Consider the following 12,712-nt stretch of genomic DNA (forward strand, 5'->3'; position numbering starts at 1 on the left):
CGCCCGGATGCGGACCGGAAGGGACGGCGGAGCGTGGAAGGCGGTCCTCCTCGGCCTGGCCGTCGCCTCGTTCGCCGTGGCCTCCGCGGCCGCTGAGGCCCCCTCACCGGCCCCCGCGCCGACGGCCCTCACCCGCTGCGCGCCCGGCACCCCGGTCGAGGACGCGGTGGTCGGCACCTGCGTGGAGACCGACGGCGCCTTCATGACCGTCTCCACGCCGGCCCACTGCAGCACCGCGTGCGACACCTCGGGGACCTGGCGGATGACCAGGAACGGGGAGGCGGTCGCCTCGGGCGTCCTCGCCGCGCGCGCGGAGTACCCCGGGCCGGGGACGTACGAGATCGTGGGCACGGTGCGGGTACGCACGGCCGACTCCGAACTGGCCGGCACCACCCGGCGCACGGTCACCCTCACCGCGCCCAAGCCGAGGCCCGGCTACCGCATCGACGTCGCCCGGGGCCGCGGGAGCCTGACCTACACCGTCGCCCGCGAGAGCACCGACGGTGACGGGAATCTGCGGTTCGGCCTGGTCGGGGAGGAGGGGACCGAGCTGAGGTCCTCCGATCCGCGCTGCGCCAACCCCCTGGCGAGCCCCGACTCCGCCACGAAGCGGCACGGGCACGCGTTGAACTGCACCTTCAACGACGTCCGGCCCGCGAAGCCGGTGAAGGTGAAGGTCGGCGTCCACGGGCACGGGTCCGTCGTCTCCAAGCTCGGCTACTGGGTGCCGAGGGGCCAGGAGATCTACACCGGGCGGATGCAGCAGGGGCCGACGGTCACCCTCTGAAAACGCCCTGTGAGAGCCCTGCGGGAAGCGACGCGACCCCATAACGGGAGGGCCGAAACACTAGCCGTGGGGATACACGGCTGAATATGGTGCCCGCCAGTGGCCGCAGGGAGCGGACATGGACCGCGGGCGGGGGCAGGGGAGGCAGGCAATGGTGGCGGATGCGGCGCGGGCGGCGGGACCCGCCGAACCGGACGACGACGAGTTCTACGTGCTCACCGCGGTGATGCTCACCCCCGCGCAGTTCCCCGCCGTGCTCGCCGACGACTACCCCGCGGCGTGCGAAGTGCTCGGTCTGGACCCGCACCCGGAGGGCTACGGGCTGGTGCTCGGGCAGGACGCCGACGGTGCCCGCTGGACGGTGGCCGTCACCGACACCGCGCTGGTCGCGTGCGCCGTGGCGGCCTGGGACTGCGGTCTGGACTACGACCTGTCGCCGCCCGAGAGGTCCGTCGTCGGAGCGCTGCCCGGCTGGCCCCTGGCCGTGGCGGTCGCCGCCCCGAACCTCGCCGCTCCCCATGACCCGGCCGACTGCGGCATCCCCGCGCTGCGGCCCCCGGACGCGAACAGCTGGAACTCCGCGGTGCGGCGGCTGGGCGCCGACGAGATAGCCCTCCAGTGGGCGCAGTTCCGTGCGCAGGTCGACGCCGATGTCACCTTCGTTGCCAAGGGCGGGAGCACGCAGGAGGAGAGCGGAGAGGGCGCCGCGAAGGGCGAGGCGGCGGCAGGCGCTGCCGAGGCCGGAGCGAGTGGGGCCGCCTCCGGTGTTTCCGGCGGAGCCCACGCCGGTGAGGCGGGTGAGGCGGGTGACGCCGGTGCGGTCGACGAGGCCGACGAGGCCGACGAGGCCGACGGCGGTGGGGCCGCCGGTGAAGGCGAGCCGGTCAGCGGGGTCAAGCGGGCGCTGCTCGACGCCGAGGAGTACATCAGGACGCCGCCTCCGCCCGGGCGGGTGCGCTCCTCCTTCGCCCCCGACGGCGCCAGGACCGTCAGGGCCGACGGCCCCGGCTGGAGCCTGGTGGGACGCACCGACGACATCGCCTTCGTGCTGCTCGACGACCGGCCCGGCGAGATCCTGCCGGTCGGGCGCGGGCCCGATCTGCCGAGGCTGCTGAGCGGGCTGGACGAGGTCGCCCGCCGGTAGGAGGCCGCCGGGCGAGCCGCGCCCGCCCGCAAATCCGTTCGCCACCTCTGCTTGCACCTCACGCGACGTGAGGACGCAGCCTGTTTCCCGTACCCGAAAACGAGAGGGAGCGGGGAGCACGCACCATGGAGTACTCCGTCGGACAGGTGGCCGCGTTCGCCGGGATCACCGTGCGCACGCTGCACCACTACGACGAGGTCGGCCTGCTCTCGCCGAGCACGCGCAGCCGAGCGGGACACCGGCGCTACAGCGACGCCGACCTGACCCGGCTCCAGCAGATCCTGTTCTACCGGGAGCTCGGCTTCTCCCTCGACGAGGTCGCGGCCGTCCTCGACGACCCGGTTGCCGACCCGGTGGCGCATTTGCGGCGGCAGCACGCGTTGCTGACCGAGCGCATCGAGCGCCTGCGGGAGATGGCCGCGGCCGTGGAGCGAGCGATGGAGGCGGAAAGAGTGGGCATCGATCTCACCCCCGAGGAGCGGTTCGAGGTCTTCGGCGACTTCGACCCCGACCAGTACGCGGAGGAGGCCGAGAGGCGCTGGGGCGGCACCGACGCCTACCGGCAGTCGCAGCGCAGGGTCTGCGGCTACGGCAAGGATGACTGGCTGCGCCACCGGGCCGAGCAGGCCGACTGGGGCGAGCGGCTGGCCGCCCTCTTCGACAGCGGCGCACCCGCCGACAGCGAGGCGGCGATGGACCTCGCCGAGGAGCACCGCCGGCAGATCACCCGGTGGTTCTACGACTGCTCCTACGAGATCCACACCGGGCTCGGCGAGATGTACGTGGCCGACCCGCGTTTCACGGCGTACTACGAGAAGATCAAGCCCGGGGTGGCCACGTATGTGAGGGACGCGATCCTGGCCAACGCCGTGCGGCACCTCGACGAGCCCGATCGGACGTAGGTCCTCCGGAAGGGCCGTCACCGGCGGGGCGGCGGGCTCGTGGACCATGGGACCTACGGAGTTACGGAGCTACGGACTTGGGGGCTGCGGGGCTGCGGGGCCCACTGCACCGGGGAGACCCGCGCGGCCGTCCCGTGTCCGCCGCCGCAATCGTCGATGCTCATGAGCGCATCGTGACTCCGCGCCGCGCCGCCCGCATGGGGGCGAGTCCTGCGGGCGCGGGCGGCGCTGCCGCGACGAAGCGCGCCTGTGGGCCGCGACGAAAGCGGGGCCTGCGGCCGGTGGGGACGACGGGAACCGAGGGCCGATCGCAGCCGTTGGTACGTTGGCCGTGTTGACCGAGCTGCCCCCCACCCGCCCCACAGGAGCGACCGACCCGTGACCACCCTTGCCCTCGGTACCAGCTGGCTGGATCCGAACTACCTGATTTCCCAGTTCGGGTTGATCGGCATCCTGGCCATCGTCTTCGCCGAGTCCGGGCTCCTGATCGGGTTCTTCCTCCCCGGCGACTCCCTGCTGTTCACCACCGGTCTGCTGTGCGCGGACCACACGTTCATCAAGCAGCCGCTGTGGGTGGTGCTGACGGGGGTGGCGGTCGCCGCCATCGCGGGTGACCAGGTGGGCTACCTCTTCGGCCGCAAGGTCGGGCCCTCGCTGTTCGGACGGCAGGACTCCAAGCTGTTCAAGCAGGAGAACGTCGAGAAGGCACACGACTTCTTCGAGAAGTACGGCCCGCGCTCCATCATCCTCGCCCGCTTCGTGCCCATCGTGCGCACCTTCACGCCCATCGTCGCGGGCGTCAGCCGCATGAACTACCGCACCTTCGTCGTCTACAACGTCATCGGCGGCATCCTGTGGGGCTGCGGTGTCACGGTCGCCGGGTACTTCCTCGGGCAGGTGGACGCCGTCCGGGCGCATGTGGAGCTGATCCTCGTCGGCATCGTGGCGGTCTCCGTGATCCCGGTCGTGATCGAGGTGCTGCGTGCCCGCCGCAAGGGCAAGGGCGCGAAGGCCGCCAACGGCGCAACGGGCAGCGCGGGCGGCCCGGCCGAGGGAACCGAGCGAACCGGGCGGGCCGAGGGCAGCCACCACACCGCGGACCACGGGGGCGAGGCCGACGGCCAGGACGCCAGGGGCTCCATACCCAAGCGCGGCCGCCACCGTGCGCGCTCGCGCTGAGCACGGACTCCTTCTCCCGGCCACCCTCGTGGCCATGCTCTCCGGCTGTCAGGCATTGTGGGAGCGGCATCGGTGGGACGGGAGGGACGAGGAGAGGCACGTTGGCTCACAGGAACGGGTCCGGGGAGGGCGCGAACACGGCGTCGGGCACGTCGGCGCTGGAGGACCACAAGCCCGTCCCGGACGAGGCCCATTCCGCCTTCACCCCGCCCCTGGGGGTTCCGCTGCCGCCCCCGCCACCGGTTGAGGGCTCGGCGTTCACGCTCCCCGGCGGCTCCACCACGGGCACCAACCCGCTGCCGCCGCAGCCCCCGGCGCAGCGGTCGGCGGCGTTCACCCCGCCCGGCGGCATCCCCGTCGTCCGCGCCACCGGCGGACCGTGGCAGGACCGTATGCGCACCCTCCTGCGCACGCGGACGCACGAGCGCAGCACCCCCGAGCAGAGTGCCCCGCAGGAGATCTCCGTCCCGCGTGTACTCGACCTCATCCTGCGCCTCGGCGAGCTCCTGCTGGCCGGGGGCGAGGGCGCCGAGGACGTCGAGGCGGCGATGTACGCGGTGGCGCACGCGTACGCGCTGGACCGCTCCGAGCCCAATGTCACGTTCACCCTGCTGTCGATCTCCTACCAGGCGTCCCTGGTGGACGACCCGGTCACCGCCAGCCGAGTCGTGCGGCGCCGGGGCACCGACTACACACGGCTGGCCGCGGTGTACCGGCTCGTGGACGACATCGCGCACGGTGAGCTGAAGGTGGAGGAGGCCTACCGGCGCCTCGCTGGCATCCGCCGCAACCGGCACCCCTACCCCGGCTGGCTGCTGTCGGCGGCGGGCGGTGTGCTCGCGGGAGCGGCGAGTGTCCTGGTCGGCGGTGGCCCGGTGGTCTTCCTGGCCGCGATGGTGGCCGCCGTGCTCGGCGACCGGCTGGCCTGGCTGCTGGCCGGACGAGGACTTCCGGAGTTCTACCAGTTCGTCATCGCCGCCATGCCCGCGGCCGCGATGGGCGTGATCCTGGAGCTGACCCGGCCCGACATCGAGGCCTCCGCCGTCATCACCGGTGGACTGTTCGCCCTGCTGCCGGGAAGACCCCTCGTGGCGGCGGTGCAGGACGGCCTGACCGGCTTCTACATCACCGCGTCGGCGCGTCTGCTGGAAGTGATGTACCTGGTCGTGGGCATCGTCTGCGGTGTCCTGCTCGTGCTGTACGTCGGCCTGCGCTTCGACGCCGAGCTCGACCCCGAGCAGGCGTTCCGGACGGTGGAGCGGCCGCCCGTGCAGCTGATCGCGGCGATGGTGCTGACGCTGGCGTTCGCGGTGATGCTCCAGTCGGAGCGGCAGACCCTGCTGATCGTGACGCTCAACGGCGGCATCGCCTGGACCGTCTTCGCCGTCCTGCACGACCAGGCGGACGTCTCACCGGTCCTGGCCACGCTGGTGGCCGCCGGCCTCGTCGGGCTGTTCGGGCAGTTGCTGTCGCGCTACCGGTTCGCGTCCGTGCTGCCGTATGTGACGGCGGCGATCGGCCCGCTGCTGCCCGGTAGCGCGATCTACCGGGGCCTGCTGTCGTTCGCGCAGGGCCACGCCGTCACCGGCTGGTCGGAGCTGAGCAAGGCGGCCGCGCTCGCGCTGGCCATCGCCGTGGGTGTGAACCTCGGTGGAGAGGCCAGCCGCCTGTTCCTGCGGGTACCCGGCTTCGAGGACCCGGCGAGGCGCCGGGCGGCGAAGCGCACCCGGGGCTTTTGAGCCTCCCCCACCACGGCGAGGGCGCCGCACCCCAGCCAGGTGCGGCGCCCGTCGTTGTCTGCGGGTCGGGACTCAGTGGGAGTGCCCGGAGTGTCCGGACTCAGTGGGAGTGCCCGGACTCGGCCAGTCGCTTGATCGAGTTCTGGATCTCGGTCTCGGCGTCGGTGCGGCCCACCCAGGAAGCGCCCTCGACGGACTTGCCGGGCTCCAGGTCCTTGTACACCTCGAAGAAGTGCTGGATCTCGAGCCGGTCGAACTCGGAAACGTGGTGAATGTCGCGCAGGTGCTCCATGCGCGGGTCGGAGGCGGGTACGCAGAGCACCTTGTCGTCGCCGCCGGCCTCGTCCGTCATCCGGAACATGCCGATGGCACGGCACTTGATCAGGACACCGGGAAACGTGGGCTCATCGAGGATCACCAGAGCGTCCAGCGGGTCGCCGTCCTCACCGAGGGTGTTCTCGATGTAGCCGTAGTCCGCCGGGTAGCGGGTCGAGGTGAAGAGCATGCGGTCAAGACGGATACGACCGGTCTCGTGGTCGACCTCGTACTTGTTCCGCGAACCCTTCGGGATCTCGATCGTGACGTCGAACTCCAAGGCTGGCTCCTCCATGATCGATAAGCACACTTGCGGCGATTAAGTGTCACAGATCTGGCGTCCAGCCCATCCGCCGGTCCGGCGGTGGAGAGAGAAAGGCCAGGTCAGAGTCGCTGTGTGCGGTGTATCACACAGCGCATATGAACGGATTCAGGACGAGTGGGCCCTGGCTCAATGGTAGTAACCCGGGCCATCGCTGTCCTGAGGGCCCCGAACCGGCCCCCGACGTTCAGGCTCGCAGGAGCTGAAGGGTTTCGTTCGGGGGGTTGATGCCCTCCGTCCGGTCCTGGAGGACGGTGACGGCGGCGGCGACGGCTCGTGCTTCGGCGGCGATCGACGGGGCTTCGAATTCGGCGACGGAGGCGACCGCGAGGACCGCGATCCGTGTCATGGCTGCCGAGGGGCGCTCGGCAGCCATGAGTGCTTTCGTGAGGCCGAGGAGAAGGCGCCACGTGGCCGCCTTCTCGGCATCGGCTTCCCTCAGCCCGTGAAGCTCGATCGCAGCCGTCAGTGACCGGACGCGGTCGGCCGACTTCTCGGGCGGAACGATGATCCAGTCGGTGCCCGCTCCGATGGCTGCCCATATCCACCTGGTCAGAAGGCGGGACAGGAAGTCCCCGGGAGCCGACGACTGGTCGCGGCGCAGGCGGACGGCGAGTTCGACGAGGTGCGTGGACACGAACGTCGACGCGGGACCCTCGCTCCGCAGAGCGTGCAGAGCGCCGTAGTCGTCCGTGCCGTTGCACCCCAGGAGTTCGAGCAGATGGTCGCATGTTGCGCCGATACCCGGTCGCCGCGCCACGGCCGCGCGGTGGGCCTCTTTCCTGAGGAAGCGTGCGGCAAGGACGGCGTGGACGAGGACGACGCGGAGGTCCTGCGGGGTGAGGGGGACGCCGAGTAGGACCCCGGTGTCCAGGCCGAGGCCTTCGACGTGGACACGTGCCCGGTGGGGATCGAGGGCGACCAGGGGGCTGAGCGAGTCGGCGAACATCCGCTGGCGGCCCTCGCTGGGGCTCAGGGGTGATTCCAGCGCCTCTCTGAGGGCGGGTTCGGCGCTGCCGTCGAGAACAGCGGTACGGATACGTCGGACAGTGCCGCGCGCCCTTGGCGAGGGGGTGCCATGGTCCCGCGCCGGCGCCGCCACCTCCCGGTGGTAGGCCACCGCCCTGGCCCGCTCCAGAAGATCCTCCAGCCCGGCCAGGAGCGCCGCTTCGCTCTCCTCCTCCCAGCGCGCGCGGGTCCGTTCCACCGTCGTGCTCCACGGATGGGTCACACCCTCCGGCACCCACAGTCTCGGCTCCGGGTTCTCGATGTCGTCCGCGTCGGACATCCACGTCGTGCGGCCCTCCTCCAGCACCGGGCGCGCCGCCGGGTCCTCCAGCTGGACCTGGTCCGGGAAGCGGTACAGGACGCTGTCCGAGGTCAGGTCGTTGACCCACTGAAGGAACGCCCGCGCGGCCGCGGCCGTCATGCCGACCGCCGTCGCGTCCTCGTCCTGCTCGCGCTCCCCGTCCTGCGGGCCGCTCGGCGGCAGAGCGTGCTCCGGGTTCTCCTCCGCGAAGAGCCGGTAGATCCCGTTGGTCACCGGCCGGGAGCAGATCAGGGTGTCGTCGGAGAGCCTGACGGCTTCGCGCAGATGCCGTGTCACCGTCACCGCGGTCATCAGCCGCCGCAGCGGCGTTCCCCGCGGCGACTGAAGCGCCTCCTGCCGGAAGCCGTCCAGGCGGCGCCGCGTGGCCGGGTCGAGGGTGGCCGCCTCGTCCTTGCAGTCGAAGGCCAGCGCGATCGCGGGCACGCTCCTGTCCTCCAGGCATGCCTCGACGATCTCGCTGGGGTCCGTGCGCGCCGCCCACAGCAGCGTCGTCTCCCGCCACCAGGGGTCCCTCACCCCCCTCACCAGGTCGGCGGTGAGGCCGTGGTCACGGATGTGGGCCGACGCCAGGTGCTCCTGGAAGGTCTGGTGGGCGAAGCAGTACAGGCCCGCCTCGCGTTCGAGCAGGAGCCCGCTCATCACGATCGGCGCCAGGAATTCCCGCGCCGGGCCCGAGGCGCCCACGCGCTCCAGCGCCGGGCGCAGCACGGACTCGGCCCGCTCAGCGGGAAGGTCGCGGGTCTTCTCGGCCATCATCCGGTACGCCAGCTCCCGCATGACGACCTCCTTCTTCGCCCCGGAGACCTCCGTGTCGGCCGTGACCAGGCCCTTGCCCTCCTCCTGGCGGCGCCACAGCAGCACCTGGCAGATCTCCGCGTACAGCTCGGCGCGGCTGCCGGGCAGCGCGTGGCGGTACTTGTGGACGTTGGCGATCATGGTCAGGAGCAGGGGGTTGGCGGCGAGGTCGTAGAGCATGGGGCGGTTGCGCAGGCGCCGCAGCAGGTCCTCGGCCGCGTTCGACGCCCGAAGTCGCACTCCCTCGTCGTCGAGGCCGGTGCTGATCCGTTCGACGGCCTGGTACCAGCCGTGCAGGAAGCGGCTGATCTGCTCGCCGGTGAAGCGGCGCACCCGCAGCACCTGGGCGCGGTTCAGCCGGGCGGACTCATAGCCCTGGGGCCGTGAGGTCAGCACCCAGTCGTTGCGCGGATAGCGGGCGATCTGGCGCTCCACCCAGCTCACGATGAGCTTGCGGTCCTGGGCCAGCGCGACCTCGTCGAGCCCGTCGAGCATGACGACGCAGCGGCCTTTGGAGAGCTGGTCCTCCAGCCATCCGGGGGGCTCGCCGTCGGGCAGGTCGGACAGGCAGTGGCGGATCCGCTCGGCCAGCGGGCGGTGGGGGTTCTCCACGACGGCGGCCACATGGTCGCGCAGGAACAGCAGGATGGGCAGGTTCCTGGGCCGGTCCTTGCCGCCGCGGGCGAGCCTCACGGCGGTGTGCTCGAGCAGGGTCGTCTTGCCGGTCCCCGGCTTGCCGATCACCGCGAGCACCACGGGCTCCGGCTTTTGCAGCAGATCGCCGATGGACAGCCGCCGAGGCACCGGCCGGGCGGCGCCCACGAGCGGTCCGTCGCCAGCCCGGTGCGGGGGGACGGCCCGCAGGCCGACGTCGACGAAGACCTCCTCCAGTTGCGGGGTCTGCTCGCCGATGGTGGCCATGCCCTTGAGGTCGGTGAAGCGGTGGGTCTGCCGCACGTACTCGAGGTACTGGCGCTCGAAACGGGTCAGCCGGCCGCGCAGCGCAAGGTCGACCCGGTCGGCCACCCGCTCGGCCCAGCGCCCCTCCAGGACCGTGAAGACCTTCCCCGCGAAGGCCACGACGGCAAGCAGGACCTCGCAGGCGAGGACGATCGCCACGGCCAGGGCCGGATGCTCGGCCGCCTGCGCCCGCAGGGCCACCAGCACTCCGGCAGGGACCAGTAACGCGAGGCCCAGGACCCCTGCCTGTGCCGCTTTCGAACCGCCACCCGCCACTGCCCGCCTCCCCCGATCGGATCCCAGGGTGCTACGGGCCTGCGGCGGTGGCAGGCGTTTGCCTGATTAAGTGTCTTCGACATCTTCAACAACGGGGAAAGGGCTGGTGGCCGGTGGCCAGGACATGGCAGGTGGCGGCTTCGTCGGCCGCTGTGGGGTTGGCTGTGGCCCTGGTGTCCGTTCTCGTCGCGGGACCGTGGGAGGGCGGCCGGCGGGTCGCGGAGCGCGATGCCGCCGCCGCCCGTTCGAATGCCGCCCCCGGCCGGGGTTCCGTCAGGGCCCTGCGGCCCGCGGCGGCGGTGCTCTCCGCCGTCCGGATGACGCGGAGCGACGCAGGTCCCGAACTGCCGCTGCCCACCCGCCAGGGGCTGGAGGAGGCTCTGGGGCCGCTCCTGAATTCCTCCGCGCTCGGGAGCGCGCACTCCGGCGCGGTGATGGACGCCGCCACCGGCAGGCTGATCTACGGGGCCGACGCCGACGCTCCGAGCACTCCGGCCTCGACGATCAAGATCGCCACCGCCGTGGCCGCCCTGGCGAGCGTCGGGCCGGAGCACCGCATCGCCACCACCGTCGTCCAGGGGGCGCGGCGCGACGAGATCGTCCTCGTGGGCGGCGGGGACCCCACGCTGACCGCCCGCGACCTGCCGACCGGGCCCGACGACCCGGCCTCCCTGCGCGAGCTCGCCGCCACCACCGCGCGAGCCCTCAAGGACCGCGGCACGAGGACGGTGCGGCTGCGCTACGACACCAGCGCCTACTCCGGACCCGAGCTGCACCCCATAGGGTTCGACGGCAACCTCGCGCGGGTGACACCCCTCATGGCCGACGAGGGCCGTGAGGACCCCGGGACCAGCCACAACGCCCGCAGGGTGCGCGACCCCGCCGGCGACGCGGCCGCGAGGTTCGCCGTGTTCCTGCGGCGGCGCGGCGTGGACGTCCAGGGCGACCCCCGCCCGGGCCGGGCGGCCCGCACCGCCGAGGGCACCATCGCGGAGGTCAGGTCGCCCGCCCTCGCCGTCCTGGTCGAGCGGATGCTGACCGACAGCGACAACGACATCGCCGAGGCCCTCGCCCGCCAGACCGCCATGGCCAGGGGCATGCCCGCGAGCTTCGACGGCGGCGGCAGGGCCGTCGAGTCCGTGCTCCGGAAGGCGGGTCTGCCCCTGGGCGCCGCCCGTTTCCTCGACGGCAGCGGTCTCAACAGCGGGGACCAGGTCTCCGCCGAACTCCTGGTCCGCCTGCTCGCCCACGCCGCCGCGCCGGACAAGCCCGCCCTCAGGCCCGCGCTGACCGGCCTGCCGGTCGCCGGGTTCAGCGGCACCCTGGCGAACCGTTACGGCGCCGGGGGCGGCGGTCCCTCCCATGCCGCCGCGGGCCTGGTACGTGCCAAGACCGGCACCCTCACGGGTGTCAACACCCTCGCCGGGACCCTCGTGGACGCCGACGGCCGCCTGCTCGTCTTCGCGTTCACCGCCAAGGGGACCACCTCGGCCGAGGCGGCGACCGATGCCCTCGACCGGCTCGCCGCGGCCGTCGCCAACTGCGGCTGCCGGTAGCGCGGGGGTCGTCCCGCGGCGGATGTCCTGGCCGTCCGCGGCGGATGTCCTGGCCGTCCCGCGGCCGATGCCCCGGCTCATTCCCCGGCCACCCCCTGGCCGACGGCCGGTGCAAGCGGCAATACCCGGGGCAATTCAGGGTCCCGTCCCCCGGCCGGGCAACGTACGGTGAAGCCATGACGAGCACCGGTGGAGCGGAGATGGTCGACTGGAACCTCGCGGTGGCGACCGCGACCCGGCTCGTGCGGCCGGGGCCCGAGGTGAGCCGGGACGAGGCCAGAGCGGTCGTGTCCGAGCTGCGCGGCCACGCCGAGGCGTCCGAGCGGCACGTGCGCGACTTCACGGCGATGGCGTCCCCGGACGGAGCCCCCGACCTCGGCGGCACCCCCGTCCTCGTGGTGGACCGGCCGGGCTGGATCAAGGCCAACGTGGCGGGCTTCCGCGAGATCCTCAAGCCCCTGTTCGAGAAGATGCAGTCCCGGCGTGAGGGCATCCCCGGCGGCTCCGTGATCAACGCCGTGGGCGGCAAGGTCACCGGCGTCGAGGTCGGCATGCTCCTGTCGTTCCTGTCCTCGCGCGTCCTCGGCCAGTACGAGACCTTCGCCCCGGCCACCCACGACATGCCCGCCGGACCCGCCGACGCCACGGCGGGCACCCCCCGCCAGGGCCGTCTCCTGCTCGTGGCGCCGAACATCGTCCACGTGGAGCGCGAGCTCGACGTCGACCCGCACGACTTCCGCCTGTGGGTGTGCCTGCACGAGGAGACCCACCGCACCCAGTTCAGCGCCGTGCCGTGGCTGCGCGACCACATCGAGGGCGAGATCCAGTCGTTCCTCGGCGAGACCGAGATGGACCCGGCCACGCTCCTCGAGCGCTTCCGCGAGGCCGTCCAGTCCATCGCCACCGGCGGCAGCGGGAGCAAGGACCCCGACTCCGAGGACGAGCCGGAGGGCGCCCGCAGCGTCCTGGACATCGTCCAGACCCCGGCCCAGCGCGAGATCCTCTCCCGCGTCACCGCCGTCATGTCGCTGCTCGAGGGCCACGCCGACTACGTGATGGACGGCGTCGGCCCCGAGGTCGTCCCGACCGTCGCCGAGATCCGCGAGAAGTTCCAGCGGCGCCGCCAGACCGGCGCCAGCCGGCTCGACGTCGCCCTGCGCAAGCTCCTCGGCCTCGACGCCAAGCTGCGGCAGTACAAGGACGGCGAACGGTTCGTCAGGGCGGTCGTCGACGAGGTGGGAATGGCCGGCTTCAACCGCGTCTGGACCTCGCCCAACACCCTGCCCACCCGCCAGGAGATCGGCCGGCCCCAGGACTGGGTGGCGCGCGTCCACTCCAAGTAGCTCGCGAGCACGTTCGGAGGTGTTGCCTCAAGGCTGTCCTTTTAGGGCCTTTCGGACGTCCACG

The 12,712-nt window shown here is 72.2% G+C and carries 9 protein-coding genes; 7 read left to right on the forward strand and 2 right to left on the reverse strand.

The genetic code is table 11. The features are described from left to right. Nucleotides 1–7 precede the first annotated feature (7 nt). The 5 genes from IEY86_RS16185 to IEY86_RS16200 all read left to right on the forward strand — a co-directional run bounded on the left by IEY86_RS16185 (nt 8) and on the right by IEY86_RS16200 (nt 5,751). A complete protein-coding gene (locus IEY86_RS16185) occupies nt 8–787 on the forward strand; it encodes a hypothetical protein (protein WP_189132400.1) in 780 nt (259 codons plus the stop codon). A 151-nt stretch (nt 788–938) separates the two neighbouring features. After that, on the forward strand, nt 939–1,931 hold the full coding sequence (locus tag IEY86_RS16190; RefSeq protein WP_189132526.1) for a hypothetical protein: 993 nt from the start codon (nt 939–941) through the stop codon (nt 1,929–1,931). Between the two features lie 125 nt (nt 1,932–2,056). After that, the gene (locus IEY86_RS16195; protein ID WP_189132401.1) at nt 2,057–2,833 is read left to right on the forward strand and encodes a MerR family transcriptional regulator; all 777 of its coding nucleotides are present in this window, start codon (nt 2,057–2,059) and stop codon (nt 2,831–2,833) included. A 378-nt stretch (nt 2,834–3,211) separates the two neighbouring features. After that, a complete protein-coding gene (locus tag IEY86_RS36490; RefSeq protein WP_229698480.1) occupies nt 3,212–4,012 on the forward strand; it encodes a DedA family protein in 801 nt (266 codons plus the stop codon). 101 nt (nt 4,013–4,113) lie between these two features. Then, a complete protein-coding gene (locus IEY86_RS16200; protein ID WP_229698481.1) occupies nt 4,114–5,751 on the forward strand; it encodes a threonine/serine exporter family protein in 1,638 nt (545 codons plus the stop codon). Between the two features lie 100 nt (nt 5,752–5,851). Here the strand turns inward: IEY86_RS16200 and IEY86_RS16205 are convergent, their stop codons facing one another. Continuing rightward, the gene (locus tag IEY86_RS16205; protein ID WP_189132402.1) at nt 5,852–6,346 is read right to left on the reverse strand and encodes an inorganic diphosphatase; all 495 of its coding nucleotides are present in this window, start codon (nt 6,344–6,346) and stop codon (nt 5,852–5,854) included. Between the two features lie 229 nt (nt 6,347–6,575). Beyond that, the gene (locus IEY86_RS37555; protein ID WP_189132403.1) at nt 6,576–9,749 is read right to left on the reverse strand and encodes an NACHT domain-containing protein; all 3,174 of its coding nucleotides are present in this window, start codon (nt 9,747–9,749) and stop codon (nt 6,576–6,578) included. A 173-nt stretch (nt 9,750–9,922) separates the two neighbouring features. Between IEY86_RS37555 and dacB the strand changes: the two genes are divergently transcribed. Next, entirely contained in the window at nt 9,923–11,305 is a 1,383-nt protein-coding gene (gene dacB, locus IEY86_RS16215) for a D-alanyl-D-alanine carboxypeptidase/D-alanyl-D-alanine endopeptidase (RefSeq protein ID WP_229698482.1), read from the forward strand. Nucleotides 11,306–11,481: 176 nt separating this feature from the next. Then, on the forward strand, nt 11,482–12,648 hold the full coding sequence (locus tag IEY86_RS16220; protein WP_189132405.1) for an Rv3626c family coenzyme F420 biosynthesis-associated protein: 1,167 nt from the start codon (nt 11,482–11,484) through the stop codon (nt 12,646–12,648). The last annotated feature ends 64 nt before the right edge of the window (nt 12,649–12,712 follow it).

This window comes from Wenjunlia tyrosinilytica (assembly GCF_014646055.1).
In the GTDB taxonomy this organism is placed as follows: domain Bacteria; phylum Actinomycetota; class Actinomycetes; order Streptomycetales; family Streptomycetaceae; genus Wenjunlia; species Wenjunlia tyrosinilytica.